Genomic DNA, 26683 nt, shown 5'->3' with positions numbered 1-26683 from the left:
TCCTTCCAGCACTTTTTCCGGGAAAATCCCCAGATCACCCTGCGGACATCTCCACTGAAACACTCAGGTATAATGAGGAAAAACGGGAGAGGAGGAAGCGCCGTGAGCCTTAAAGGACGGGCGGCAATCGTGCAGTACATCGAGGAGGAAAAAATCATCGCCATCATCCGTGCCCAGAGCTCTCAGGCCCTCATGGAGGTTGTGGAAGCACTGAAGCGGGGAGGCATCCACTGCATCGAGGTCACCATGACGACTCCGGGGGCTCTTGAAATCCTTGAAGAAGTCCGAAAGCACATGGATGACGTCCTCTTTGGAGCAGGGACAGTTCTTGATCCCGAGACAGCAAGGCTCTGCATCGCAAGCGGCGCCCAGTTCCTGGTCACCCCTTCGCTGAACGAGCGAGTCATCGAGATGGCTCACCGGTACGATGTCCCCATCATCCCCGGGGCACTGACCCCAACAGAAATCCTCAGGGCCTGGGAAAGCGGTGCGGAAGTGGTGAAGGTCTTCCCGGCGTCAAGTCTTGGACCCTCGTACATCCGGGAGCTCAAGGGGCCCTTCCCCCACATCAAACTCTGTCCCACAGGAGGGGTAAACCTGGAAAACGTCGCCGATTTCCTGAAGGCCGGGGCTTCCTGCGTGGGGGTTGGCGGGTCGCTCGTGCGCAAAGACCTCATCGAAGGGAAGCAATGGGAAGAATTGACGGACCTTGCCCGCCGCTTTAAGGAAGCGGTGAAGCTCCTCTAAAGAGGAGCCTCCTTTTCTCCTATGGTTTCCCCCAGAGGCCAATTTTCAGGCGGCGGGCCTCCGCTTCAAGTTTTCGGAACCTCTCGGCGTACCTGACGTTTGGGGGGAAGGTGGCCACCTGGGCGTAACCGTTGGCCACAAGCCACTCGTTCACCATAATATCGTCAACGTACACATAGGCGAGCAGTCTCCCGTAGCGGTCACGCTTCTCAACGTCGAACTCAAGACGGACCCTCTTCCCCTCCACCATGCGGCGGTTCGCCTCATAGGCCTCCCGGGCGAAATACTCCACCCCCTTCTGGGGATGGTGAAGCTCAGGGGCGTTGATGCCAATGTAGCGGACTTTTTCACCGGTATTGAGCTCAATGGTATCCCCATCAATTACCCGGACGACGATGTACTCTCCCGGGGTTCTCTGAGAGACAGCGTAATAGAAGAGCAGGAGGAGAAGGAAAAAGAGGATTGAACCCCAGGAGAGCCGCTGTGGCATTCTTCGCACGTCACACCACCCGGAACAATGGTTCCTCACCCCTGAGGACCCGGACGACATTGAGCGCCGCAATTTTCCCCATTTTGATATTCGCTTCTTTCGTGTGTGCTGCAACGTGCGGGGTTACGATGACGTTCGGGAGGGTAAGGAGCGGGCTCTCGAAAGGTGGCTCAAAGGAGAGGACATCAAGACCCGCTCCGGCAATGCGGCCTTCTTTAAGGGCACGGAAGAGGGCTTCCTCGTCAACGAGCTCCCCCCGGGCAGTGTTGATGAGAAAGGCGTCCTTTTTCATGAGCGAAAGAAGCCGCTCGTTCACGAGGTGTTTTGTTTCCGGTGTCAGAGGGGCATGGAGAGAGACAAAGTCGGCAATCGAAAAGAGGTCCTCAAGGGAGACACGCCGAAAGGCTTCATCTTCGACAAGGGGGTCGTAGTACACCACCTGCATCCCAAAACCCAGAGCCCTCCGGGCGACGCTTCTCCCGATACGTCCAAGGCCGACAATACCAAGCACTTTCTCTTCGAGTTCCACCCCGAGGGTTTGCGAACCCCAGACTTTCTTGCGAACGTTCTCCATAAGGAGCGGTAGGTTCCGGGCGCAGGAGAGGATGAGGAGAAACGCCATATCCGCCACCGATTCAGTGTTTGTCCCGGGAGCGTTAGCCACAACAACGCCATGTTCTTTTGCCGCCTCAAGGTCGATGTTGTCCACTCCCACCCCGTGCTTGGCGATGACCCGGAGATTCGGACACCGTTCAAGAACCACCCTTCCAACACGGTCGACACCAACGATAACTCCTTCAGCATCTCCGATGAGTCCGGCCACGACTTCTTCGTTCTCCGGCTCAGGATTTGCCTTTCGTTCCACCTCAAGGTGGGCTTCCTGGAGGATCTCCAGGGGCTCTGAAGAGGCACGGGCAAAAGAGCGGGCAAGCACAACAACCTTTGCCATGTCCACCACCTCTGTTCTGCTATCCTATGTACAGTACAAGGATACCACAAGGGGAGAAGCGAGATGGTTCTTCTGCAGAAAATCGTCGGTGCCTTTGTGGATTTCCCCGGCGTTATCCTCACGGTGTGCCTGCTTTTGGGCATACGGGCAGGAGTCCGCCGACAGCGGGTGTGGGGATACATGCTCTTTGCGCTCTTCCTCTACCTCTTCTCTGCAGGGTGGGTACTCCTCCTTCTTCCCCGTCCCCCCTTTGCGCCTGCTCTTTCTCCTCCTCAGGCCATCGTCGTTTTAGGTGGAGGAGTGGTCAAAGACCCGGGAACGGGGAATCTCCTCCTGAGCCCTGTGAGCCTTGCCAGGGTGTACCGGGCCTTCCTCCTCTACCGGGAAAGGCCCCTTCCCATCATCGTGAGCGGAGGAAAGCTCCATGAGGAACAACCACTTACCGAGGCAGAGGTAGCCTTTGAGGTTCTCAGAACATTTGGGGTTTCCCCTGAAGACATCATACTCGAAGCGTACTCCCGCACAACCTGGGAAAACGCCCAGTACACAACAGCGCTTCTCAAAGTCCTGGGCATTCGCAGTTTCTACCTTGTGACCTCTGAAGTGCACCTTCCCAGAGCACTCCTTGCCTTTCGCAAATTCTACCTCGAAGCTGACATTACTCCCTGTCCTGCCCATCCCCTGCTCAGCGCGGGAGTAGCGCTCTCCTTTGAGCGATTTCTCCCCAGAGCCGAGGTCCTCTCGGCCTGGGGGGACATTATCCACGAAGGAGTGGGATACCTCCTATACCTCCTGAAGTGGAGCTTTCCACTGAGCGAGGAGAAGTCCCAGACTGATCAGGGCCATGCTGACAAAAAGGCGCAGGCTCAGAGGGTCGCGGAAAATCAGCCAGGCACCAATGACACCGAAAATCTGGGTCACATACTGGAAGGCCGTGGTCCTGGAAGCACCAAGCTGCTGAATCCCCCACATCCAGAGCACATAGGCCACAAGAGAGGAAAGAACGATCCCATAGAGGAAGACAAAAAGCAGCGCCGGTGTAAAGTGACTGCGAAGAGCAACCTGGAAGACATCCCGGGCACATACCGGAAACATCGCGAGTACCCCAAAGAGCATGCTCCAGGCACTGCTTTTTAAGGGGGAGTACTTTCGAAGGAGGAGTTTTCCAAAGTAACAGTACAGTCCCCACAGGAGAGCTGCCCCAAGAGTGAGAAGGTCCCCAAGGAGCACCGCCTGCCCTTCTTGTCCTTTACCCTGGAAAGCAACGAGGACCGCAACCCCCAGAAATCCAAGGAGAGTCCCAGCGAAATTCACTCCCCGGAAACCCTCTTCGCCCCGCAAAAGAACCACAACTGCCACGATGACCGGGGTTAGAGAAAGCAGAAGTGCCGAGTGCGACGCCAGGCTCAGGCGAAGCCCAAAGCTCCAGAGGGGCTGATACAGTCCGAACCCTATGGTCCCGAGGAGGAAAAAGAGTGGCACATCCTGCAGCGCGATACCCACCGAGCCTTCGGTCTTCCAGAGTACCAGAAAGAAAAGCGGTGTGCTCAGGAGGAACCGGAGAAACGGAAAAGCCAGAGGCCCCAGGGCGAGGACCCCAAGGCGCATGATGCCGAAGTTCAGACCCCAGATAAGGGAGACAAGAAAAAGCGAAGCGTAAAGGCGAAGGAGGAATTTCCCGGGCATAGGAAAAGGCCGCCCCGAAGGGCGGCGCTCTCTTTACTTGATTTCCACCTCAGCACCCACAGCCTCGAGCTTTGCTTTGATTTCCTCGGCCTCTTTCTTGCTGACGCCTTCCTTGATGGGCTTTGGCGGGTTGTCCACAAGGTCTTTGGCCTCCTTGAGGCCAAGGCCGGTGATTGCCCGGACTTCCTTGATCACCTGGAGTTTCTGAGGACCAGCACTCTTCAAAATAACATCGAACTCTGTCTTTTCCTCTTCCTCAGCGGGAGCCGCAGCCTGAGGTCCAGCAACCGGAGCAGCGACCTGAGCCACCGGCATGGCCGCAGAAACTCCAAACTTCTCTTCGAGAGCCTTCACGAGTTCTGCAAGTTCAAGAACCGTCATTTTCTCGATTGCTTCGATAATTTCCTCTTTGGTCATGGGTCATGCCTCCTTTTCAGTGCGCTTTTTCTCTTCAATGGCCTTCAGCACCCACACAAAGTTCCGCAAAACCCCCTGGAGCACACCAAGAAGCCCCACAAGCGGTGCAGCAACACCACCAACCACCCGGGCAAGGAGTTCCTCCCGGGAGGGAAGCTCTGCCAGACGCTGCACATCCTGGGCAGTGAGGAGCCTCATCCCCAGGAAGCCACCTCTCACCTCAAGCTGTGGGAACTTCCTCGCAAAGTCGGCCAGGGCCTTTGCCACCTGAACCACGTCACGATAGGAGAAGACAAAGGCATTCTGACCTCTAAGGAGGTGGTCTTCCCCCGAAAAGCCAGCCTGTCCCAGAGCAAGGCGCATGAGGGTGTTTTTGGCAACCTTGAGTTCTCCCTCAACACCCCGCAGATTCCGCCGCAGCTGCTCCATAGCGGGGACATCCATGCCATGGTAGCCTACGACGAAAACCGCCTGGCTCTTCTTCAACCGCTCAAGGAGCTCTCCAACAATTTTCTCCTTTTCGCTTCTTTCCAAACACCATCAACCTCCCTTCCGCACAAAAAAGAGAAGACTCCCCCTGAGGAGTCTTCTCGCATCTTCGCCTCCCCAGGATTTTTAAGCTTGCGCCCCTGGTTCTCAGGCACCTCTTTTACCCTTTGAAGATCAGGGTCTTCGTTCTCTTCACCTCTCAGGCTGCCCTCTTCTCCATCCGGGCAAGGGCAGTGTTGACGTCAACAGGAATACCAGGACTCATGGTGAGGGAGAGAACGATTTTCTTGATGTACCGGCCCTTCGCCGCAGGAGGCTTCAGACGAACCACGGCATCCAGAGCAGCATAGAAGTTGTCGAGAATCTGCTCCTCAGTAAACGACGCCTTCCCGATGGGAAGGTGGACATTGCCGAACTTATCATTCCGGATTTCAATCCGCCCACCTTTGATCTCCCGCACAGCCTGGGCGACGTCAAACGTCACGGTTCCTGTCTTGGCATTGGGCATAAGTCCCCGGGGACCGAGGATTTTCCCAAGGCGACTCACGATGCGCATCATGTCTGGTGTAGCCACCGCCGCATCGAACTCAAACCACCCTTTCTGGATTTTCTCCACAAGCTCTTCTCCACCAACGTAATCCGCTCCTGCTTCCTGGGCCTCCCTCGCTTTCTCGCCCTGCGCAAAGACCAGAACCCGGACCGTTTTCCCCGTCCCGTGAGGCAAAACGACCGTCCCCCGAACCTGCTGGTCTGATTGTCTCGGGTCAATACCGAGGTTCAACGCCATTTCCACCGTCTCGTTGAAACGGGTGCTGGCCATTTCCTTCAAAAGGCGGACGGCACTTTCGGGGTCATAGAGCTTTCCGGGTTCAATCTTTGCCTTGAGCGCGAGGTATCTCTTGCTCCGCTCGGCCATACCTACTCCTCCCTTTATCCTTCCACGACCTCAACACCCATGCTCCGGGCTGTGCCCTCGATAATGCGCATGGCCGCCTCGATATCGGTAGTATTGAGGTCGGGCATCTTCTTCTCCGCAATCTCCCGCAGCTTTGACCGCGGAATTTTCCCCACTTTGACACGGTTGGGTTCGCCGGAACCCTTCTCAATGCCCAGAGCCTGACGAATGAGGAACGACGCAGGGGGCGTTTTGCACACAAAGGTGAAGGAACGGTCCGAATAAATGGTAATCTCCACCGGGATGAGAACCCCCCGGTCCTTCTCTGTCTGGGCATTGAAGGCCTTACAGAACTCCATGATGTTCACGCCGTGCTGCCCCAGGGCTGGTCCAACCGGAGGCGCAGGGGTAGCCATTCCCCCGGGGATCTGCAGCTTTACCATTGCCACGACTTTCTTTGCCATAACCCGTCCACCTCGTCAGAGTTTTTCGACATCAGAAAACTCGAGTTCTACAGGGGTCTCCCGGCCGAAAATGGAGAGAAGCACCGTGACTTTTCCCCGTTCATGGTCGACGTGCTCCACCGTTCCGGTGTAGTTCAGGAATGGCCCGGAGATGACTTTAACAACCTCACCCTTTTCAATGTCCAGGCGCGGCTTCTTTTCGATTCCCGTCTGACGGAGAATAACCTTCACCTCTTCATCACTCAGAGGCTCAGGCCGCATCCCTGAACCAACGAACCCTGTGACTCCTGGAGTGTTCCGCACCACATACCAGGAACGATCGTTCATGATCATCTCGACCATGACGTATCCTGGAAAAATCTTCCGCTTGGTGAAACGCTTCTTCCCGCGTCGAACTTCAATCGTCTCCTCCATGGGAACAACAACCCGAAAAATCTGGTCCTGCATCCCCATGGAGGCGATGCGGCGCTCGAGATTCGCCTTGACCTTATGTTCACTTCCCGCCAGAGTATGGATGACGTACCACCGAGGCTGCATGAGTTCCTAAACCCTCCACCGTTACCGGAGATAGAGCCCCATGATAAAGGTTAAAAGCAGGTCCACAACCCCCAGGAAAATTCCCACAAGGATGATGACCACAAGGACTGTAATAGTACTGTTCCACAGCTCTTTCCGGCTGGGCCAGGTGACCTTTCGCAGTTCTCCCCACGCCTCAATGAAATAACTCTTCAGCGAACGAAACCAGCGGACCAAAACTTTCACCCATCCTTTACCCCAAGATAAATTCACCGGGATTATAAATGCTTTTTCATCCTCTGTCAATGAGCCCGGGGTACAGAGACTTCTTAGCCTTTTCCGAAAGATACACCATTGGCAAGTCGGTTGCAAGAGAATGTATAGGTCCACATCATGTGGGACATTCGGAAAGTCCAGTATCTCTCAGCTTTTCCCAGGGCTCCTCTCCCCAAGTTCCAGTGTGGTCTTTTCCGATTGTACACCTTTTCAGTCCACCTTTTGAGGTGGAAATTCATGGTTGCAAGATCTACCTCATCCTCATAGTGCGGAGAGAACCCTCCCGGAAGGTTCGGTTGCACCGTTCCACCACTCCACGGATATGGGAGACCTTGGAGGAAGGACGAAGAGCTTGATGCCGTATTCCTTGCGAGGACCCTCAAACTCCCCGTAGCATGCACTCCCTCCAGTATCTCCTGGTTTGAGCGGGAAAGGGGTGCCTTTCGGAGTTCCTCGAGGAACACCCTGGAAAGATTCTCGTGGCTTGAGCATGGAGGGAGGAGTAGGCCCACCGCAAGATGAGGTCTTTCGCAGGAATTCCCCCTACACCTTTCCAGGAAGGGGGTGACTTTTGAGGTATCGATGGCGGCAAGATCCCGGGAGATGCCACCTCGGAGTCTTGAGGTTTTCTCTGGGCATGGGGTCTTTGATTCCCCCGTGGGCTTTTTGTGGCAGAAACCCTCCTCGGTTTCTCTTCCTCTCTCAAAAGACCCCGGGTTTTGAGATACCTGAGGATCCTCCCCACGGTGGAGGAAGAAGCAGTGAAACCCTCTCTCCTGAGGAGGACGGTGAGCTTCCCTTTCCCCAGGAAGGGGAATTCCTCCCGGAGTCTTTGAATTCCCTCCACAAGCTCTGAGGTCCACTGGGGCTTCCGAACCTTTTTGGGTCTTCTGGATTTATCCTTCCGGGCTTTTTCGAAAGTCCATGGACTTGAGCGAGCTTCCCGATGGCATTCCTCGTGGGGAAGCTCGAAAGGTGAGGATCTCCAGAATATGCCTGAAGCATCCTTGTTCCCTTTGTGCTCCCCTTATACAGGTGCAGGGCCTTGCTTCTCTTGAGGTTTTCGACACTGAGTCAGGATACAGGTCTCCCTCCCTTTTTGTCTACCTTACCCACCGCAGATCTCTGTGAACCTATCCAGAGAAAGCACCAGCTTGCGCCTTGAAGATTCCCAAAACGGTGGTATAATTTCTCTTGGGGATGAAGCCCCCCTTTAAGTGCCCTTGAAGGGCTGATGGCTTCTACGGAAAATGTAGAGCCATCAGCCCTTTTTTTATGCAGGTGGGCCGGGACAGGTCTTCGGGGGCAGTGTTCCTGGACAGGAGGTTTTTTGCGACATGGGGGTTATCAGCGTCCTCTTTCCTGAAGGGTCAAAGAGGGAGCTATTGCAGAAAGTACCTCCTTCTGAACCTGATTTCTTTGTCGACCTCGGTCTTGACCAAATTGTCAACACCCTGACCGCCAGTCGGGAAGAAGAGTACCGTCTTCGGGTTTTCTTCTTTCTCCCCTTGCAGGACATTGAAGCCATTCGTTACCGTCAGGAGGTCATGCGTGACCTCGAAAACGAAAACCTCGCAGAGAGCATCAGGACCTTTTCTCAGGGGATGCATGCCGTACGCACACAGCTTGCACTGAGCAAAAAGCTCTATTACAAGCATAACAAAGAGGGGTGGTTTCTTGAAGCGGTGGCAACATACTGCGAGACAGTTGAAAAGCTCGTACATTCCCTCTCATCCTCAGCGATACAGTCCCATGGTCTTTGTGCTTTTCGGGAATACCTCCTTAGGTATATTCGCTCCAGCCGCTTCGTGACTCTCAAGGAGGCCACGGAGAAGTTACGACACGATCTGGCAGATGTAGAGTACTGTCTTATCATCGATGGGGGTCGCGTAAAGGTCCGAAGGTACGAGCAGGAAGCGGATTACAGCAAAGAAATTGAAAAGACTTTCGCGAAATTCAGACAGGATGCGGCTAAAGACTACAGGATTCAGTATCCACAGCGTGTGGAGATGAATCATGTTGAAGCGAAAATTGCAGAGCTTGTGGCCAGGCTCTTCCCGGAGGTGTTCTCCTCCCTTGAAGCATACTGCGCAGAGAACGCCGACTTTCTCGACGAGACTGTTGCAACCTTTGACCGAGAAATCCAGTTCTACCTGGCCTATCTTGAGTACATCGCACCTCTTCGAAGAAAGGGCCTCCAGTTCTGCTACCCCGAGGTATCTGACACCTGCAAGGACATCTGTGCCCATGAGACCTTTGATCTTGCACTGGCCTACCGATTGATGAGTGAGGGGAAAACGGTTGTCACGAATGACTTCTTCCTGCAGGGAAAGGAGCGGGTATTTGTGGTATCCGGTCCCAATCAGGGAGGGAAAACAACCTTTGCCCGGACCTTTGGACAACTTCACTACCTGGCCAGCCTGGGATGCCCGGTACCTGGAAAGGCCGCACGCCTCTTCCTCTTCGATCGGATATTCACCCATTTTGAGAGAGAAGAGGATATCAAGAACCTCCACGGCAAACTTGAGGACGACCTGGTTCGAATGCACACCATCCTCACCCAGGCAACCTCAAAGAGCATCATAATCATCAACGAAATCTTCAATTCCACCACCCTGCACGATGCCCTGCTGCTCAGCCGAGAAATCATGGAACGAATCCTCCAGCTCGACGCCCTGTGCGTCTGGGTAACGTTTGTTGTGGAACTGGCCTCTTTGAGCGATAGGATTGTCAGCATGGTCAGTACTGTCTCCCCGGACAACCCCAGCGTGCGGACGTACAAGATCCTTCGAAAACCCGCCGACGGTCTGGCCTTTGCCCTGCTCATTGCGGAAAAATACCGGCTCACCAGAGATCAAATAAAGGAGCGGATCAAACCATGAAGGTCTTCCTCATGTTCCGCGATCACAATTTCACCCTAAAGAAGCAACGTTCACCTCTTGCGGAAGAACTCGTGAAAGACCTGGAACTTGCCGTTCTCTGGGAAGCCATGGCACTTGGAGACGACTATCTCTATGAGGTTGCGCGGGAAGCCTTCCTTGCAAGCTGCAGAGACATCGAGACCATCCTCTATCGTCAGAAGGTCCTTGAGGACTGTATCCGCAACGCTTCTATCGTCAGGGACATGTATGCCCTGGTGGTGAAGGCCATAGAGATGAGGAAAAGGGCGTACCTCTCGGGTATTTTTTCCCGTTACCCGTCCTCCATTCTTTCTGGCGCTGTGGGGCTTCTTGAAGTTTTCATCGAAATGCTCAAAGAGCTCAGAAGTTTTGCCGACCGGTATGCCCACCGATTCACGTCAGAAGGTTTCACAAGGTTTTTCGCCATGTTGCAGGAAGAGCTCGACGACGCTTACCTTGCGATAGTCAAGGAGCACCTGAGGGAGCTGAGGTTGAAAAGGGGAGCGCTCATCAGTGCCCGGCTGGGAAGGGGCAATGTGGGCGAGGAGTACACTCTTCGGAAACCCCAGGACTCCAGAGGTTGGAGAGCACCGTGGCAGAGGAGATCCCCGGTGTATTCCTTCTCTATCGACCCCCGAGATGAAAGCGGAGCAAGAGCCCTGTCAGAGTTGAGAGACCGAGGAGTCAACATTGCAGCAAATGCCCTGGCCCAGTCGGCAGACCACGTGGTGAACTTCTTTGAGTCTCTCCGCCTGGAACTGGCCTTTTACGTCAGCTGTCTCAACCTTTACGACCAGCTCACCGCCCTTGGCGAACCGGTGACGTTCCCCGTGCCTTTCCCCAAAGAAGAAAGGAAACACCTCGCCTCCGGACTGTACGACCCCTGTCTTGCTCTGGTGACAAAGAAGAAAGTGGTGGGGAACAACCTCGATGCCTGTGGAAAAGACCTTATCATTATTACCGGAGCGAACCAGGGTGGGAAATCAACCTTTTTGCGCAGTATAGGCATTGCACAACTTATGATGCAATGTGGCATGTTTGTCCCCGCCGAATCCTTCGGTGTTAACCTCTGTGAGAGGCTTTTCACCCACTTTCGACGGAGAGAGGACACGACCCTGAAAAGCGGGAAACTTGACGAGGAACTCAAGAGAATGAGCGATATCGTCGATGAACTCACCCCGAATTCCATGGTGCTGTGCAACGAGTCCTTTGCTTCGACAAATGAGCGGGAAGGTTCAGAAATCGCCCGCCAAATCGTCAGCGCGTTTCTTGACAGACGTATCAAAGTGGTCTTTGTAACACACCAGTACGAGTTCGCCCGCAGTTTCCTCGTCCTGAAAATGGACAACGTCCTCTTCCTGCGTGCCGAGCGAGAAAGCAACGGAAAACGAACGTTCAAAATCGTTGAAGGTGAACCCCTGCAAACAAGCTACGGAGAGGACGTATACAGGAAAGTTTTCGAAACATCAGAAAATGAACTTCCCGAAAAAAGCTCTCTACAGCTTTCCTGGAGGTGAAGTGATGAGGCATCTGCGCTCTTTTAAAGAGGGTACGGCAGTCAGCCTCTGTAGGTCCTGGAGCGGGGATTGGAACCTTTGAGTAACGGAGGGATTCCCATGCGTCAGCAGGAAGAACTGGTACCTAAAAAGGCAAAGGACCTTTCTGTTCTCTTTGAAGAAGCCATCAAGGAACTCGAGGCCCTGGGATCCGAGTTTGAGAACGAGCGAAAGGCCCTGAGCAATCTGAAAGAAAGGCTGCTTCAAGAACGCTTTCACCTGGCGGTTCTTGGGCAGTTCAAGCGGGGAAAGAGCACGTTCATCAATGCCCTTCTTGGAGAAGAAATACTCCCCACGGCAGTGCTTCCCCTAACGGCTGTGCCCACCTTCGTTCTCTTTGGCCCCAGGGCTCGAGTGCGAGTCCTCTTTGAGGAGGGGAAGGAGGAAACGTGGGAGGGAGAAGACCCGGAAGAACTCCTGCGTTTTCTCTCCCAGTTCGTCACCGAAGCAAGAAATCCGGAAAATACGAGGAGTGTGTCCCAGGTCGAGGTATCGTACCCCTCTCCACTCCTTGAGGCCGGGGTGGTGCTCATTGATACCCCTGGGATTGGGTCAACTCTCCGTCACAACACTGAGGCCACACTGAACTTCCTGCCCCAGTGCGATGCAGCAGTCTTTCTCCTTTCCACCGACCCCCCGGTGACCGAAGCGGAGGTCGAGTTTCTGCAGTCCGTACGTTCCAAGGTTGCCCATCTCTTCTTCGTCCTCAACAAAGTGGATTACCTTAAAGAGGAAGAGGTGACCTCCCTTTTCTCCTTCATTAAGGACGTGCTGCGAAAGGAAGCAGGAATAGAGGGCGAACTCCCCATCTTCCCTGTTTCGGCCCGGCTGGCCCTCGAGGGGAAGAAAAAGAACGACCCGGACCTCCTCCACCGAAGCGGTATCCCCAAAGTCGTACAGTACCTCCTGACTTTTCTTGCTCAAGAGAAACGCGATACCCTTCAGGTTGCCCTGGCAAAAAAGGCCGTCGACATCCTGGACAATCTTGTAATGCACCTGCGCCTTGTGCTCCGTTCTTTAGAGATGCCACTTCGCGACCTCGACGAGCGCTTGCGAATTTTCACCGAGAAAATTCGGGAGGCAGAACGTCAACGCGTTCAGCTTGGAGACCTTCTCTCCGGCGAGAGAAAACGAATGGTAGCACTGCTTGAAGAACAGGCAGAACACCTTCGACAAAAAGCCAGAACCCACCTCTTCACAGTTGTCGAACAGTGCCTGGCCACGCAGCACACTCACCCCGAAGAGGCAATTCGGACCACCCTCGCCGAAGCCATCCCCGCCTTCTTCGAGCGCGAGCTGAGCGAAATCGCCAGCGCATTTGCGAAGAGGGTCGCTGAAGTTCTCGAGCCTTACGAACAAAAAGTCCAGGAACTCGTTGAAACCGTTCGACGAACGGCGAGTGAGCTCTTCGACATTCCCTACACTTCACCAAAAAGCTCGGAGACCTTTGCCATGTATCGACGGCCCTACTGGATAACCCACAAATGGTATACTCACTTTAGCTTCCTCCCTGAAGGAGTGCTCTCGGCACTGCTTCCGGCAAAGGTCCGTCAGGCAAAAATCGTTCGCCGGATCCAGCAGGAAATCGAGGAACTGGTGACCAGTAACGTGGAAAATTTGCGCTGGGCAACGCTGCAGAACCTCAATCAGACCTTCCACCAGTTCTCTGAAGCCCTGGAAGAACAGCTCGAAAAGACCATCGCCGCAACCTACGGCGCCATCGAAAAAGCCCACCTCAGGAGAGTGGAAAAAAGCCAGAACCTCCAGGCAGAGATCGCCAGTCTCAGCGCCGCCTCTCGGGTATTCACGGAACTCCAGGCCGAATTTGCTTCCTTCACACAGTACCGGAACCTTTAGGCTCTGACTCGCCTTTCACGTAGAGGAAAAGGCGCAGATCCCGGTCAATCTCTTTCGGCGTCCATCCCCGAAAGGTCCAGACGTACGACACAATACGGGTTCCATCTCTGAGTTCCCGGAGGAATTTCTCCTTCAGGGCTTCGTTCACGTGCTCAAAAAGAAAAAGCGTGATGACATCCGCCCGGGAAAGATCAACGGAAAAAATATTCCCAAAAACCACCCGAACCCTTGACCGGAACCCCGAAAGGAACACCCGGAACCAGGCAAGGAGAAAAAGCCAGGGGTTGAGCTCCACTCCTACAGCGCAGGCACCGTACTCCCGGGCAGCACAGAGGAGAATTCTCCCGTCTCCACACCCAAGATCGTACAGGACCTCTCCCGGTCTGATTCTGCTCATCTCAAGCATCCTCCGCACCCGTCGCATGTCCGTGGGTTGCCAGGGGATACCCCGGAAGAACAGCGGGAAAAGCCAGAAAAAGAAGAGCGCGAGAAAAACGGAAAGCAAGACAAAAACCAGGCTCATCCTTTTACGAACTCCTCGGCCCGGTACGAACTCCGCACAAAGGGACCGCTGGCTACACCCCGGAACCCAAGACGAAGCGCATACTCCCGGTAGTGCGCGAAAACCTCGGGAGGCACATACGCAGCCACAGGGAGATGCCAGGCAGTCGGTCGGAGGTACTGGCCAATGGTGACGACATCACACCCTGCCTCTTTAAGGTCCCAGAGGACGGCTTCAACCTCCTTTTGGGTCTCCCCAAGACCAACCATAAGCCCTGATTTCACGAGAATCCCGGGGTAGCGCGCCCTGGTCCTTCGCAGAAGCTCAAGGGATCTGGCATAGTCTGCCTGAGGACGCACCAGGGGATAGAGACGGGGTACCGTCTCCACATTGTGGTTGAGCACATCAGGGCGGGCGGCAAGGACGACCTCCAGGGCTTCTGCACTCCCCTGGAAATCGGGAACAAGCACCTCCACCGTGGCCTGCGGAAGACACTCCCGTATCGCCTGAATGGTCTTCGCAAAGTGTTCTGCTCCTCCATCGGGAAGGTCATCCCTGGTCACGGAAGTGACCACCACGTGGTGCAGACTCAAGGTTCTGGCCGCCTCAGCCACCCTCCGGGGTTCCTCAGGATCAGGAGGAAGGGGTATGCCCTTCTTCACCGCGCAGAAGCGACAACTCCTCGTACAGGTATCCCCAAGAATGAGAAAGGTTGCCGTCCCCCGGCGGAAACACTCCCCGAGGTTGGGGCAGCGGGCGCTCTCGCAGACCGTATGGAGGGAAAGACTGCGAAGGAGCCTCTCGACCCTTTCCCACTCTTCCTGCGGCGGAAACCGACGTCGAATCCAGGGAGGAAGACTACCCATAACTCTCCTCCATGGCAAAACCAAAGACTTCTCCGAACTTTTGGGCAAGAAGGTACTTCATCTTCCGGAAATCGTCCTGCCCGAAATTTCTCCCCAGAACTTCCTGAAGGGCTGTCACCCCGAAACCCCGTATGCCACAGGGAACGATGTACCCGAAAGGCGCAAGGTCCGGGGCAATGTTCAGCGCAAATCCATGATACGTCACCCAGCGCCGCACGGCAACCCCAATGGCGGCAATTTTTCTCGGTCCATCCCTTTCCACCCACACCCCCGTGTACGGAGGGAAACGAAAGGCCGGAACCCCAAAATGAGCGAGAAACCGGATGAGCACCTCCTCCAGGGACCGCAAGAAAGCGTGAACGTCCTTCTTCCAGAACCGGAGGTTCACCAGAGGGTACCCCACAATCTGCCCCGGACCGTGGTAGGTCACATCACCCCCCCGTTCAACCTCGTACACCTCAATGCCCCGTTTTTTGAGGGCCTCCTCCGAAAGGAGAAGGTGTTCCTTTTTCGCACCCCGTCCCAGGGTCACCACCGGGGGGTGTTCGAGAAGAAGAAAAACCCCGGGACGGTTTTCCTCGGCAATCCTCTCCACCAGGGCCCTCTGGAGAAGAAGGACCTCCCCATAGGGCATCTCAGCAAACACCTGATAAGGAAAACGAACGCTTTTCACGGGAATATTCCTCACGCTCTCTGGTTTTCACAGGTAGAAAGGAGGGAGAGGCATGCGCACCAAAGAGGAAATTGCCCGGGCACTCCAGAATTTCTCATACCTCAAGGAACCCATTATGACCTTCTTTGTCACCTGCGATCTCTGCGGCAGAGATGCCGACTGGCACATTTCTCTTGGTCTTGACCACGAGTTCAATCTCTGTTACCTCTGCATGAGGGCCATCGAAGAGCACATCCAGTCCCTTGCCCAGTACCAGCGCGTGTAGTTCATGTCCTCTTGAGCACGCTCTGACGATACCGCTCAGCCTCAAGCCCGAGGAGTTCCTCCTGTTCTTCCTGACTCAGAACCCGGGGACTTCCGAAAAGCCGGGCGATGGTTGTAATTTTTGCCGCCTCTTCAAGGATCTGTGCCCGGTAAAAGGCTTCTTTCAAGGTCGCACCCACCGTAATGGCCCCGTGGTTCACCAAAACCACGGCTTCGGCATTCTGTACTGCCTCTTTCACTGCCTGGGCAAGCCGTTCCGTACAGGGGAGGATGTACGGGAGAGTTGCTACTCGCTTGATGAGCGCGACAAAATCCGGGAACATCGGTTCAATACTCCCCCCACCACTCGTCACCCCGATGACGAAGGGCGGGTGCACGTGCACTACCGCATTCACGTCCTCCCGGACAAGGTAAATTGCCCGGTGCATGGCTACTTCAGACGACGGTCGACCCTCACTAAGGACCGCTCCGCTTCCAAGGTCCACAGCCACATAGTCTTCGGGCGACACCTCTTCAAAAGAGAGACCACTCGGGGAAATGAGCATTTTCTCTGCACAGCGAGCGCTGATGTTCCCACCCGGGCCCACAGCCAGGCCACTTTCAAGGATTCGTCGACCGAAGTTTGTAAGTTCTTCCCGGAGTCTTTTTTCGTCCATAGCCTTCCCTTCTCTCTGAGCCTTTTTATTATACCGCAAAAACCGGGGCTCAGATGCGCCGTGCTCCGTTTTCTGAAGGGTGTTCCCGAACCATGGTCAGGAATTCCCGGACAAGTAAGGGGTCAAACACCCGGCCACTCTCCCTCTGAATGTGCGCCACAGCCTGAGCAAAAGGTTGCTCCAGGAAGGCCGTGCAGAGGGCAACAATCCTTGAGAGCAGGGGGATTTCCTCTCCCCGGAGCCCCCGGGGAACACCCTCCCCATTCCACCACTCGTGGTGTGCGAGAATAGCCTCAGAAAGAGGGGCAAGACGGGGGATGTTGCTTGCGATGAAGTACCCGGACTCCGTATGACGGCGAAGAAAGGCCTCCTGGTCAAGTCCTGGCCATTCTCCCCGGCGGGCAAGGGGAATCACGCCGATCTCGTGGAAGCGGGCAAGAAGGATGAGCTGCTCCCTCTGGGATTCGGAAAGGCGGAGTCTTCTGGCAAAGTGAAGCGCGAGTTTCTCCATTTCCTCGAGATAGCGTTTTCCAAGGAGTTCCTCAAGGAACGTCTCAAAGGATTGAAGAACCCTTTCGTAGAAGCGTTCCCGTCCAGCAAGCTTTGCCTGGTACATACGTTCCTCGGCTTCCCGAACAACGTCCTCAAGGCTTCGGGAAAGGTCTTCTCTTGTTGCCCATCCCAGAGCAATGCCCACGGGGAGAACCGAGGTTTTCTCTTTGAGCTTCTCTTGAATCCTCGCACATATCTCCGAGGCCACCGTGGCATCCGCCTTTGGCAGAATCACCGCAAACTCGTCTCCGCCCCAGCGAGCCACAACGTCCTCCTTCCGGCAACTTGCGCGGAAAGCCTCGGCCACCATCTGCAAAAGACGATCTCCCTCGGTGTGCCCAAAGGCGTCATTGACAATCTTCAGACCGTTAACGTCACCCACGATGAGGCTTAAGGGAAGGACGCGGGTGGTGTTCAGACGGACGAGTTCTTCCTCAAAGTACGCCCGGTTGTAGAGGCCGGTAAGGACATCCCGGAAGCTCGCAAGACGTGCTGCCTCTTCGGCCCGTTTTCGTTCGGTCACATCCCGGACCGTCACCACAATACCCTGGACGAGGGGGTGCGCAAGAAGCACCCGGCCAATGGCCTCCATCACCCGCCACTCGCCGCTACGGTGTTTCAGGCGGAATTCCACCCGCCGCACTTCACCCTCTTCCCCTTGGAGGAAGAGGTGCTGGACCTGTCTTGCATCCTCAGGATGGAGGAAGGAAAGGGCCAGAGCGCCATGGAGCTCTTCGGGAGTATACCCGGTGACGTTCTCCACCGAAGAGGTGGCGAAACGAATCCTCCCATCTCGCTCAAGAACGAGCACTGCATCGGAGCTATACTCAAGGAGAACCCGGTAGTACATCTCGCTTTTCCGGACGCTTTCCCGGGCAAGGATTTCCTCTGTCACATCTTCGAGCGTTCCCTCATACACTTCATCCCTCACAAGGTGAGCATTCTCCCGCAAAAAGCGCAACGTCCCTGTCTTCGTCCTCCAGGTGGTCACCACACCCCGAATGGCTCTGTCTCGCTTCAGGAGTTCCTCAAAAGAGGAGAGGGTGAGGATGGCATCCTGGCGGAAGAAAGCAAGACCGAGTTTCCGCAGCTCTTCAAGCGTCTGGCATTCCACAATCTCAAGCATGCGGGGATTGGCCTGGAGCACTTCCCCACCGAGGCGCGCCTGGTACACTCCCACCGGGACTCCCTCAAAAAGCCTCCGGAAGCGGGCCTCGCTCTCCTCAAGGCTCCTACTCCGGGCAGCGACTTCCTCAAGGAGGGTATTGACCGCGCCCCCAAGAAGGGTCACCTCGTCTTTTCCCTGCGTCTCTACCCGAAGGGTGAAATCCCTGCTCTCCCACACCTTCCGGAGAAACGCAGCAAGGCGGAGAATCCGCCGAACCACAACCCCTTCAAGGAGAAAAAGAAGAAGTACAAGAACAGCGACGCTCCCTGCCACATGAGCCCGCCTAAGAAAGGCTGCCACCCTCTGCCCTCGCTCTGCAAAACTCTGGAAATACGGAAAAGTCAGACTCGTTCCCCCGTTCCCGATAACGTAAGGAATGGGGACACTCACCAGCACCCGGAACGGCGCAACCTCCTGCACCGTGAAGGTCTCCGGGAGAGACGAGTCCAGGGCACTGAGCTTCACCGAAGACCCAAAAAGATCCGAGAGGTGCGCGAGGAAATGCTCGTCGACCTTTCGAGCCATGACGAGGAACCCCCGGGGAGGGCCGGAGAGGTTACTCCGGAGGATCCAGGAAAGGGCGAAAAACCAGGTTTCCTTCCCCACGGAAAAGAACCCGCTCTTCCGGTCGAGGAGATACCCCCGGGATAGAAGCCCTCCAAGAGATCGCACGGAAGAGATGAACCCCTGGGGAAGGGCAAAAGGTCGCTGGGTATACGGGTCAAGGCTTTTCCCATAAACCAGGGTTCCGTCCTCTCTGAAAAACCCCAAAAAATGAATGCCCAGGTTCGGGAAAACATCGTCGGTGCAATTCACCTCCACGTACTCCGGATATTCCCCTCCCACGAATCGGTAGGTATCGTCCCAGAAAGCCCAATCGACAACGATGCGCTCAAGATTCCTCTTCTCCCCTTCCACAAGGTGGAGGAGCTGTTCCACCCTTCTTGCGAGGTTCTCCCTCTCCAGGGCGAGGAACTCCCGGACAAGGATGTGGCGGAGGGCAAAGGCGGTCAAAAAGAAAGAAACGAGGGACACAACACCCACAATGGCGACAACTCTGTACCGTAATGACACTTCTCCCCCTCCTCAAAACCAAAAACCCAAAACCTACCGGGATTGTAGAAAAAGGAGGAAAACATGTCAATACCAGAACCCGGGGCCCTCAGGAAGAGCCCCGGGATGCTTCAGCGAACTTCCTGGAGATGGGGGAGGATGAGGTTCTCGAAAATCTCCTTCAGATTCTCTTCTCCCACACCGGACACAATCTCCTCGTTGATCCGGATGTTGGGCCCTTTGGCGCAACGCTCAAGGCAGAACGTGGCTCCGATGCTTATCCGATCCTCAACGCCGTACTCCTTTGCCATCTTGAGGAGCCGCTGGAGGATATTGTAGGAGCCCTTGAGGTAACAGCTTGTGCCGACGCAGACTGCAACATCCACTTTCCGGGAGCTTTTGGCCTCCTGGATGCGGATAACTTCATCGGAAATCCTCCGGCGAGAGTAGTAGTGGGTGTGGAGGTACCGCTCGGCAAGTTCACTCCCCGGGTGCTTGAGCCACCGCTCATAGAGGAACTTCACCGCCGGGTTGTCCTGGGCCTTACGTACCGGGCTTAAGCGGTCGGCGTTATAGAGGCCTTCAGCACGTTTCTTGAGCACCGTCTGGTAGTCGGGGTAGGCAAGAGGCATACCACCACCCCCGATGCATCCTCCAGGGCAGTTCATGACCTCGATGAAGTCGTAGGAACGTTTCCCTTCCCGGACTTCCTGGATGAGCCGCTGGGCATGGGCCAGACCGTGGACGATGGCCACCCGCACAGGTCTCCCGTCGAAATCGACCTCCGCTTCCCGGACGGTCTCAAAGCCCCGAACAGCTCTGAACTCCAATTCCTTGAGCTCTTTCCCGGTGAGGCGCTCATAAGCATAGCGCAGAACCGCCTCGGTCACGCCTCCGGTAACCCCAAAGAGAACACCGGCACCACTTCCTGCACTGAGAGGGGTATCAAAGGGGATGGGGTCGAGCTCCCGGAAATCAATATTGGCCATTTTAATCATCTTGATGGTCTCCTGGGCGGAGAGGACGATATCCACATCAGGAACTCCATCGTGGACGTACTCAGGCCTCCGGGCCTCGAATTTCTTCGCCACGCAGGGCATGATGGAGACCGAAACAAGGCGCTCATTGGGCACGTCCTCCATCCGGGAGACGAAATTCCGGATGACTGAGCCAAAGACCTGCTGCGGCGAACGGACCGAAGAGAGGTGCTCGAGGTAGAAGGGATAGTTCCGTTCGGCGAAGACCACCCAGGATGGGCAACAGGAGGTGAACTGTGGGAGGCGGGAATTACTCTGGAGCCTCCGGAAAAACTCTTCGGCTTCCTCAATGACCACAAGATCCGCACTGAATGAAGTATCATAGACCCGGTCAAAACCGATTTTCTTCAAAGCAGCAACGATTTTCCCGGTGGTGATTTCCCCGGGAGGAAGGCCGAAGGCTTCACCAATGGCCACCCGGACTGCCGGGGCAATCTGCGCCACCACGAACTTCCCAGGATCGAGCACCGCCTTCCAGGCGGCGTCAACCTCTGATCTCACGACGAGTGCCGCCGTCGGACAGCGAATGGCGCACTGCCCGCAGTACACGCATTCGACCTCAGAGAGCTTCTTCCCGAAGGCCGGCTCCACCCGTGCCCGGGCACCCCGATGGGTGAAATCGTAAATCCCGATGCCCTCGATTTCCCGACAGGCCCGCACGCAATCACCGCAGAGGATGCAGCGGTTGGGGTCCCGCACAAGGGAAAAAGTGGAGTCGTCCTTGGGGTCTTTTTCAGTCCTCTCGCCGAAGCGGACCTTCGTGATACCCATGCGGGAGGCCATTTCCTGCAGGCGGCAGTTCAAATTCCGCTCACAGACCGTGCAGTCCCGGTCGTGATTGGCAAGGTACAGCTCCACAATCATCTTTCGGGCCTCGAGCACCCGGGGAGTATTCGTGCGGATGACCATGCCAGGCTCAGGGGGTGTGGAGCACGAAGGCATGAGACCCCTTCCTTCCACCTCCACAAGGCACATCCGGCAGGCTCCATACACGCTCAAATCCGAGTGGTAGCAGAAGGTGGGGATATCGATATTGACCTTCTTTGCTACCTCAAGGATGTTCTTCTCTCCCTCAAGGGGGATTTCCTGGCCATCGACGATAACGACCTTCTTCTCTGCATCACGCATTGCCCTTCCTCCTCCACTTGATGACAATGGCATCAAAGGGACAGGCCTCAAAACACGAGCCACACTTGATGCATTTTGCCTGGTCGATCACGTAGGGTACTTTAGGACGACCCGAAATGCACGAGACCGGGCAGACCCGGGCACATTTGCCACAGGTACGGCACTTCTCCGGGTCAATCCAGAATTCCCGCATTGCCTGGCACACCTGGGCCGGGCAGATTCTGTGCACCACGTGATCGATGTACTCGTCACGGAAGTACCGCAGCGTCGTGAGTACTGGGTTCGGCGCCGTTTTCCCAAGGCCGCAGAGCGAGGCATCCTTCACCACGAGAGCCGTCTCCTCAAGGAGGGCGAGGTCTTCCAGCGTGGCTTTCCCATCCACAATCTTCTGGAGAATGTTGAGCATGTGCTTTGTTCCCTCCCGGCAGGGGACGCACTTCCCGCAGGACTCACTCTGGGTGAAGCTCATGAAGAAGCGGGCGACCTCCACAATGCAGGTGTCCTCATCAAGGACAACAAGACCTCCAGAACCCATGATCGCCCCGGCACTGCAGAGGGAGTCGTAATCCACCGGAAGGTCGAGAAAGGCCTCCGGAAGACACCCTCCCGACGGCCCACCAATCTGCACAGCCTTGAAGCGCTTACCGTTCTGAATACCTCCGCCAACATCAAAGATGAGCTCTCGCAGAGTGATGCCCATCGGAACTTCAACAAGACCAGTGTTCTTCACCTTTCCCGTGAGGGCAAAGGTCTTGGTACCGGGACTCGTTGCAGTACCAAAAGATCGGAACCATTCTGCTCCGTGGAGGATGATGGCTGGAACATTAGCCAGGGTTTCCACGTTGTTGATGACCGTGGGTTTGCCGAAAAGACCTTTCTGGGCCGGATATGGGGGTCGGGGATTGGGCATGCCTCGCTTCCCCTCAATAGAAGCAATGAGGGCGGTTTCTTCCCCACAAACGAAGGCCCCTGCACCTTCTTTAATGCGGATGTCAAAACAAAACCCCGTCCCGAGAATATTCTCCCCCAAAAGACCTGCCTGGTATGCATCCTGGATGGCCTTGCGCAACCGTTTCACTGCCAGAGGGTATTCAGCTCGAACGTAAATGTACCCTTCCTGAGCTCCTATGGCATACCCGGCAATAACGAGACCCTCAAGAACTGCATGGGGGTCGCCTTCCATGAGACAGCGGTTCATGAAAGCTCCTGGATCCCCTTCGTCTCCGTTACAGATAACGTACTTCTTATCGGCCTTGACCATGCGGGCAAACTGCCATTTCCTCCCCGTGGGAAACCCTCCGCCTCCCCGGCCTCGAAGACCGGATTTCATGATTTCCCCAATCACATCTTCAGGAGTCATCTCCGTCAGAACTTTAGCCAGGGCAAGGTACCCGTCCCGGGCGAGGTACTCATCAAGGTTCTCCGGATCGATGGTTCCACAGTTCCGAAGCACCAGCCGAACCTGCTTCCGATAGAAGGGGTCGTCTTTCATCAAGGGCCAGTGTTGTACTCGGCCATCGGGCAACACTTCGCTTTGAACCAGGCGATAAACAATGCTTCCTTTTTTCAGGGTCTCTTCGACAATCTCCTCAACATCTTCCGGCCTTACGCGCAGATATTGTATTCCATGGGGTTCCACACGAACCCTCGGGCCTGTCTCGCAGATCCCCATGCACCCTGTAGGACAGAGAGCAAAATGCTGCTCGGCAGCATCTTCCCTGTCCAAAACCAGAGAGACATCGAGGCCCTCCCGGGCGAGAACTTCTGCAAAACGCCTGTACACTGCCTCAGCACCTTTGGCAAGACACCCTGTGCCCATGCACACGAGAACCCGCTGTTTTTGCTGTTGCTTCTTCAAAGACCCAATGTACTCTTCGAGGTCGCTCCGCGTGGCAAACCTCACGAGACCTCACTCCTCTTTTCGATCTCTTCGATGATCTGTCGCGCTCTCTCCTCATCCATAGGGCCAAACACTTCATTATCGACAGCCATCACCGGAGCGAGAGCACACGCTCCGATACAGGCCACCGTTTCCACGGTGAAAAGGAGGTCCGGAGTGGTATTCTCCCCTTCCCGAAGGCCCAGGTACTCCCGTATCGCTCTCAGGACCTTTTCCGAACCCTTCACGTGGCATGCCGTGCCATCGCAGACCCTGATGATGTGTTTTCCCTTTGGTTTCAGTGAGAACTGGGCATAGAACGTGGCCACTCCGTAGACGTACGCCGGAGAAACCCGCAGGGCTGTGGCCACATAGGTGAGGATTTCTTCCGGCAGGTACCGGTATTCCTCCTGGATTTCCTGGAGGATGGCAATGAGGTTTGTAGAATCATAACCGTGTTTCTCGAGGATTGCGTTGACCTTTTCGAAGCTTCGGCCCAGGGCAACCTCTGGTCCAAGCTTTTCCACAGGTCTCACCTCCGCTAACAGTACTCAAGGTGCACCATCTTTCCACGCTTGCGCAGCTCCTCGGCAATCTCCTCAAGAATCCTGGCTTTGAGAGAAAGCTCTCCTGAGAGCCTGGGGTTCTGATGTGCAGGGTTAATGGCCCGCCCGCCGATAATGGTGACCTCATCGGCCTCGAAAAGGAGCGCAAGGAGCCGGCTTGCGCCGTCTTTTTCATACCGCACGTCCTCCTCTCTGACTCCCTGACGCAAGCGCCGGAGAACCAGAGAAAGCGTGAGCACTCCTTCGGTCACAAGGTCCACACCCTCAAGAATCCCCACAGGAGGCACATCCTCTCGCAAGGAAGCGAGATCCACCCGGATTTCCCTCCCCAGAAACCGGGCTAGAATATTCCCCGTGGTTCCCCCACAAACCGCCTTCTTGCCAGAGAACGCAAGAACCCGTTGCGCAATCTCTGTATCTTTCTCAGGATTCTCCGGTGGCCCTGCCCAGAGAATCAGGCGTCGGGGAAGGCGGATTTTTGCCACCACACAGGTGGCATCATCCCCGGGTCTTCCCTGGTAGAGCTTCTTCGTGGTCTCAATGATGCGCAAGGCCAGTGTCGCCGCGTCCATGTGTTCGTTCACCGTGCTTTCGAGGAACGAGGCGATTTTCTCCCACCTCCACCCCAGGTTCCAGAGCCCACCAATGCCGGCGTGCACCACTCCATCGGTGACACCCACAATCCAGTCATTGCGCTGGAGGCGGATATTCGCCTCAAGAACGGCACGCTTCCCGATTTCTCGCTTTCGCCGCTCCAGGTACATGACCCTCCCATTCCGGATCCAGAACAAAGGAGGGTTATCGAACTCGGCGATATAGGTCTCCCCATCGGGGAAAATCTGCACCACCGAAAAGGTGCTGTACGCGATTTTCCGCACCCGGCACACCGGGAGCGTCTCAGCCAGCGTCTCCACCACATCCTCAAGGGAAGAGTTCCGCCGGAGCATCGAAACGATAATCCGGGAGGTGAGGGTGGAGAGAATGTTTGCCTTCACCCCACTCCCCAGGCCATCAGACCAGGCAAGGACAGTCATGTTGCCGTCCTTCTCGTAGCACACGCTGTCCCCACAGAGTTCCTCGCCCCATTTCGCCACCTGGGCGCAGGCAATTTCAACAAAAAGGTCTCTCATTCTTCCAGCGTCTCTCCCCGGAGGATGCGCATGAGCTTGTTCAAAAGAACCTTGGTTTCCGCCGTCGTTTCCCCAAGGAGACTGGCAATCTCCTGGGCCACCCGCATCTGGTTGGTAATGACCTGCTGGGCCTTCTCAATGGTCTTCTCCCGGATGGTAGCCATCATGGCTTCCTGTTCTTTTTCCTTCGTGAGGTCCACGAAAATCCCCATGAGGAGGCGCGACTTCTCCAGGAAAAAGACCGAAAGCCGCACGAAGAGGTTATGGTACTGGGGATAGGTCACCTCACAGGTCGTGGCCTTTTTCGTTCGCAAAACCTCCACAAAGGGCGAGGGATCCAGAAACTCATCAATCCTCTTCCCGATCACCAGTTTCCCCGCAAGCCCAAGCATCCGCCGCAGAGCGGGGTTCATCTCCACAATGCGAAGGTCCTCATCCACAAGGACAATGCCATTGGGGGTCACGGTCATGAGGAAACTCGAGAAAGACTCTGCCCGCATCCGCATGAAGGGGATGCACATCTCTGCTTCGGCCATGCCCTGGTACACAGCCCTTGCCTTCTCCCGGCAGGTATTGTACCCACAGGCGCCGCAGTTCAATTCATCCTGAGGGGTAAATTTCCCAGTAAGAGCAAGGATTTTTCGGAGCTCCTCTTCCGGAACCTCAGGACTGGGCACCGGAGCCGGAACAAAGGCTCGCCGGAAACTCGGCGGATCAACACACACCAGGGACTCTTCAGGCTCCAAGGATTCCTCGGTATAGAGGAGCACCCGTTCCCGTCGTTCATAGGGAGAGAGGGAGGAAGAAAGCATCGGTCCATCGATGCACCCGCCCTCACAAGACATCATCTCAATGATTCGAAATTTGTAACGCTCTGGGGAAAAACTCTCCAAGAATTCCTTGCACCGGTCAATTCCCGTAATGGTCACAACGTCCCGGGAAAGAAGATGCACCTCGAAAGAAGCACTCTGCAAAAGGCCCCCCTCAACAGGAAAGGCCCGGGCCCACCGGATTCGTCTCCGGGAGAATGGCGCTTCAGGGAGTGTCGCAAGGTCGAGATGGGCTTCCTGAAACCACTCCCGAAGCTCCTCAAAGGTGAGCACCACATCCACGTCCCCTCGGACCTCTTCCTCTTCAGCCTCAGCCTTCTTGGCGATACAGGGGCCGATGAACACCACCCGGTAAATGAGGATCCTCCTTTTTAAGGAGTCGACCGTGTGCTACCATGGGAGAAACCACCGGAGCGAGATACTCGATGCACTTTGGGAAGTACCGGGTGATGAGGAAGTTCACCGCTGGGCAAGAACTCGAAATCACATTGGTGCGCCCCTCTGCAAGAAGCAGGGCGTGTTCTTTTGCCACCCACTCAGCACCCTCTGCAGTCTCCCGAACTTCCGAAAATCCCAGCATCTTCAGCCCCTGGACAACCTGACCCGGCGTAGCCTCAGGGAAGGCCGCCACAAAAGATGGAGCGATACTGGCCACAACTCGCCCTCCTTTTCCCAGCAAAGCCCTGGCCTCCTCCAGGTCGGAACGCACTTTTTTGGCTTTCTGAGGGCACACCAGCACGCACCGGCCGTCCTTCACACATCGCTCATCCACCACTTCCGCATGCCCCGAGCTTATGCGGATGGCTTTCACCGGACAGTGACGGATGCACTTGTAGCAATCCCGACAGCTCGTGCGGATCGTGCTAATGACGCTCACGGGAACCCTCCTGGATTCGGGGGAGCACCTTGCGCTCGAAGATTTCCCGAAAATTCTCCGGAGAAACCCCGCTCAGGATTTCGTCATCCACAACCACCGTGACACCATCCTCCGTGCATCGTCCAAGGCAGAACGTCCCTCGAAGTTCCACCTGAGACTTGAGACCAAGCTCCTCAATGAGGCGCTCACACTGGTGGATGATGTCGTACGCCCCTTTCAAGTGGCAGGAACTCCCCACGCAGACAGATATCGTGACCATT

Annotated in this window: 26 protein-coding genes, 1 pseudogene and 1 riboswitch; of the genes and pseudogenes, 6 read left to right on the top strand and 21 right to left on the bottom strand. The window is 55.7% G+C overall.

From position 1 onward, the window contains the following. Window positions 1–102 precede the first annotated feature (102 nt). A complete protein-coding gene (locus ACPT9Q_RS08520) occupies window positions 103–747 on the top strand; it encodes a bifunctional 4-hydroxy-2-oxoglutarate aldolase/2-dehydro-3-deoxy-phosphogluconate aldolase (protein ID WP_427365589.1) in 645 nt (214 codons plus the stop codon). Between the two features lie 19 nt (window positions 748–766). On the opposite strand, the gene ACPT9Q_RS08515 is transcribed toward ACPT9Q_RS08520, so the two are convergent. Together ACPT9Q_RS08515 and ACPT9Q_RS08510 are read right to left on the bottom strand one after the other, a co-directional pair. Further along, window positions 767–1237: a thermonuclease family protein gene (locus ACPT9Q_RS08515; protein ID WP_038305315.1), complete on the bottom strand. Its 471-nt coding sequence runs from the start codon at window positions 1235–1237 to the stop codon at window positions 767–769. A gap of 10 nt (window positions 1238–1247) precedes the next feature. Further along, a complete protein-coding gene (locus ACPT9Q_RS08510; RefSeq protein ID WP_017873853.1) occupies window positions 1248–2186 on the bottom strand; it encodes an NAD(P)-dependent oxidoreductase in 939 nt (312 codons plus the stop codon). Between the two features lie 63 nt (window positions 2187–2249). Between ACPT9Q_RS08510 and ACPT9Q_RS08505 the strand changes: the two are divergent. After that, a pseudogene (locus ACPT9Q_RS08505) lies at window positions 2250–2903 on the top strand (YdcF family protein); the annotation flags it as partial. Window positions 2904–2969: 66 nt separating this feature from the next. Here the strand turns inward: ACPT9Q_RS08505 and ACPT9Q_RS08500 are convergent. The 7 genes from ACPT9Q_RS08500 to secE all read right to left on the bottom strand — a co-directional run bounded on the left by ACPT9Q_RS08500 (window position 2970) and on the right by secE (window position 6899). After that, window positions 2970–3872 (bottom strand): DMT family transporter, encoded by a 903-nt coding sequence (locus ACPT9Q_RS08500; protein ID WP_427365588.1) that lies wholly within the window; start codon window positions 3870–3872, stop codon window positions 2970–2972. A gap of 33 nt (window positions 3873–3905) precedes the next feature. After that, window positions 3906–4289, bottom strand: a complete 384-nt coding sequence (gene rplL / locus ACPT9Q_RS08495) for a 50S ribosomal protein L7/L12 (protein WP_017873850.1) — start codon at window positions 4287–4289, stop codon at window positions 3906–3908. Window positions 4290–4292: 3 nt separating this feature from the next. Beyond that, window positions 4293–4823, bottom strand: a complete 531-nt coding sequence (gene rplJ, locus ACPT9Q_RS08490) for a 50S ribosomal protein L10 (protein ID WP_017873849.1) — start codon at window positions 4821–4823, stop codon at window positions 4293–4295. Window positions 4824–4977: 154 nt separating this feature from the next. After that, on the bottom strand, window positions 4978–5694 hold the full coding sequence (rplA, locus tag ACPT9Q_RS08485) for a 50S ribosomal protein L1 (protein ID WP_427365587.1): 717 nt from the start codon (window positions 5692–5694) through the stop codon (window positions 4978–4980). A gap of 14 nt (window positions 5695–5708) precedes the next feature. Continuing rightward, window positions 5709–6137, bottom strand: coding sequence for a 50S ribosomal protein L11 (rplK, locus tag ACPT9Q_RS08480; RefSeq protein ID WP_427365586.1), 429 nt, complete (start codon window positions 6135–6137; stop codon window positions 5709–5711). A gap of 15 nt (window positions 6138–6152) precedes the next feature. After that, window positions 6153–6674 (bottom strand): transcription termination/antitermination protein NusG, encoded by a 522-nt coding sequence (gene nusG / locus ACPT9Q_RS08475; protein WP_017873846.1) that lies wholly within the window; start codon window positions 6672–6674, stop codon window positions 6153–6155. Between the two features lie 21 nt (window positions 6675–6695). Further along, window positions 6696–6899 carry a preprotein translocase subunit SecE gene (secE, locus tag ACPT9Q_RS08470; RefSeq protein ID WP_017874324.1) on the bottom strand — a complete coding sequence of 68 codons (204 nt, stop codon included), beginning with the start codon at window positions 6897–6899 and terminating at the stop codon, window positions 6696–6698. A gap of 1217 nt (window positions 6900–8116) precedes the next feature. Next, window positions 8117–8180, top strand: a riboswitch (Fluoride riboswitch). Between the two features lie 86 nt (window positions 8181–8266). Between secE and ACPT9Q_RS08465 the strand changes: the two genes are divergently transcribed. The 3 genes from ACPT9Q_RS08465 (at window position 8267) to ACPT9Q_RS08455 (ending at window position 13242) form a co-directional block, all read left to right on the top strand. Further along, a complete protein-coding gene (locus ACPT9Q_RS08465) occupies window positions 8267–9811 on the top strand; it encodes a MutS-related protein (RefSeq protein ID WP_017873914.1) in 1545 nt (514 codons plus the stop codon). Continuing rightward, window positions 9808–11346: a MutS-related protein gene (locus ACPT9Q_RS08460; RefSeq protein WP_427365585.1), complete on the top strand. Its 1539-nt coding sequence runs from the start codon at window positions 9808–9810 to the stop codon at window positions 11344–11346. Before ACPT9Q_RS08465 ends, ACPT9Q_RS08460 begins: the two co-directional genes overlap by 4 nt. Window positions 11347–11445: 99 nt before the next feature. Beyond that, window positions 11446–13242, top strand: coding sequence for a dynamin family protein (locus ACPT9Q_RS08455; protein ID WP_427365584.1), 1797 nt, complete (start codon window positions 11446–11448; stop codon window positions 13240–13242). Here ACPT9Q_RS08455 and ACPT9Q_RS08450 read toward each other — a convergent pair. The 3 genes from ACPT9Q_RS08450 to lipB are packed head-to-tail and all read right to left on the bottom strand — an operon-like array spanning window position 13220 to window position 15244. Beyond that, window positions 13220–13765 (bottom strand): SAM-dependent methyltransferase, encoded by a 546-nt coding sequence (locus ACPT9Q_RS08450; protein WP_427365583.1) that lies wholly within the window; start codon window positions 13763–13765, stop codon window positions 13220–13222. The genes ACPT9Q_RS08455 and ACPT9Q_RS08450 overlap by 23 nt on opposite strands. Then, entirely contained in the window at window positions 13762–14610 is an 849-nt protein-coding gene (lipA, locus tag ACPT9Q_RS08445) for a lipoyl synthase (protein WP_427365582.1), read from the bottom strand. Before lipA ends, ACPT9Q_RS08450 begins: the two co-directional genes overlap by 4 nt. Further along, on the bottom strand, window positions 14603–15244 hold the full coding sequence (gene lipB / locus ACPT9Q_RS08440) for a lipoyl(octanoyl) transferase LipB (protein WP_427366751.1): 642 nt from the start codon (window positions 15242–15244) through the stop codon (window positions 14603–14605). Before lipB ends, lipA begins: the two co-directional genes overlap by 8 nt. Before the next feature lie 91 nt (window positions 15245–15335). Between lipB and ACPT9Q_RS08435 the strand changes: the two genes are divergently transcribed. Then, a complete protein-coding gene (locus tag ACPT9Q_RS08435; protein ID WP_017874043.1) occupies window positions 15336–15548 on the top strand; it encodes a hypothetical protein in 213 nt (70 codons plus the stop codon). Window position 15549: 1 nt separating this feature from the next. On the opposite strand, the gene ACPT9Q_RS08430 is transcribed toward ACPT9Q_RS08435, so the two are convergent. From ACPT9Q_RS08430 to ACPT9Q_RS08390, 9 genes are all read right to left on the bottom strand, one after another. After that, window positions 15550–16203 carry a class II aldolase/adducin family protein gene (locus tag ACPT9Q_RS08430; RefSeq protein WP_427365581.1) on the bottom strand — a complete coding sequence of 218 codons (654 nt, stop codon included), beginning with the start codon at window positions 16201–16203 and terminating at the stop codon, window positions 15550–15552. Window positions 16204–16252: 49 nt separating this feature from the next. Beyond that, the gene (locus ACPT9Q_RS08425) at window positions 16253–18997 is read right to left on the bottom strand and encodes a diguanylate cyclase (RefSeq protein WP_427365579.1); all 2745 of its coding nucleotides are present in this window, start codon (window positions 18995–18997) and stop codon (window positions 16253–16255) included. Between the two features lie 110 nt (window positions 18998–19107). Beyond that, entirely contained in the window at window positions 19108–21141 is a 2034-nt protein-coding gene (locus ACPT9Q_RS08420) for a [FeFe] hydrogenase, group A (protein ID WP_427365578.1), read from the bottom strand. Further along, on the bottom strand, window positions 21134–23044 hold the full coding sequence (gene nuoF / locus ACPT9Q_RS08415) for an NADH-quinone oxidoreductase subunit NuoF (RefSeq protein WP_427365577.1): 1911 nt from the start codon (window positions 23042–23044) through the stop codon (window positions 21134–21136). The genes ACPT9Q_RS08420 and nuoF overlap by 8 nt, the downstream gene beginning before the upstream one ends. Then, a complete protein-coding gene (locus ACPT9Q_RS08410) occupies window positions 23041–23547 on the bottom strand; it encodes an NAD(P)H-dependent oxidoreductase subunit E (protein WP_427365576.1) in 507 nt (168 codons plus the stop codon). The genes nuoF and ACPT9Q_RS08410 overlap by 4 nt, the downstream gene beginning before the upstream one ends. A 14-nt stretch (window positions 23548–23561) precedes the next feature. Further along, complete coding sequence (locus ACPT9Q_RS08405; protein ID WP_427365575.1) at window positions 23562–24716, bottom strand: SpoIIE family protein phosphatase; 1155 nt, start codon at window positions 24714–24716, stop codon at window positions 23562–23564. Beyond that, window positions 24713–25894 (bottom strand): [Fe-Fe] hydrogenase large subunit C-terminal domain-containing protein, encoded by a 1182-nt coding sequence (locus ACPT9Q_RS08400; RefSeq protein WP_427365574.1) that lies wholly within the window; start codon window positions 25892–25894, stop codon window positions 24713–24715. The genes ACPT9Q_RS08405 and ACPT9Q_RS08400 overlap by 4 nt, the downstream gene beginning before the upstream one ends. Further along, window positions 25857–26423, bottom strand: a complete 567-nt coding sequence (locus ACPT9Q_RS08395; RefSeq protein WP_427365573.1) for a [Fe-Fe] hydrogenase large subunit C-terminal domain-containing protein — start codon at window positions 26421–26423, stop codon at window positions 25857–25859. The genes ACPT9Q_RS08400 and ACPT9Q_RS08395 overlap by 38 nt, the downstream gene beginning before the upstream one ends. Then, window positions 26410–26643, bottom strand: coding sequence for a hypothetical protein (locus ACPT9Q_RS08390; protein WP_017873316.1), 234 nt, complete (start codon window positions 26641–26643; stop codon window positions 26410–26412). Before ACPT9Q_RS08390 ends, ACPT9Q_RS08395 begins: the two co-directional genes overlap by 14 nt. Window positions 26644–26683 lie beyond the last annotated feature (40 nt).

It is taken from the genome of Candidatus Caldatribacterium saccharofermentans, assembly GCF_050267035.1.
Classification (GTDB): Bacteria; Atribacterota; Atribacteria; order Atribacterales; family Caldatribacteriaceae; genus Caldatribacterium; species Caldatribacterium saccharofermentans.
Note: the sequence above shows the minus strand (reverse complement) of the source record. Positions and strands in the feature narration are given on the sequence as shown.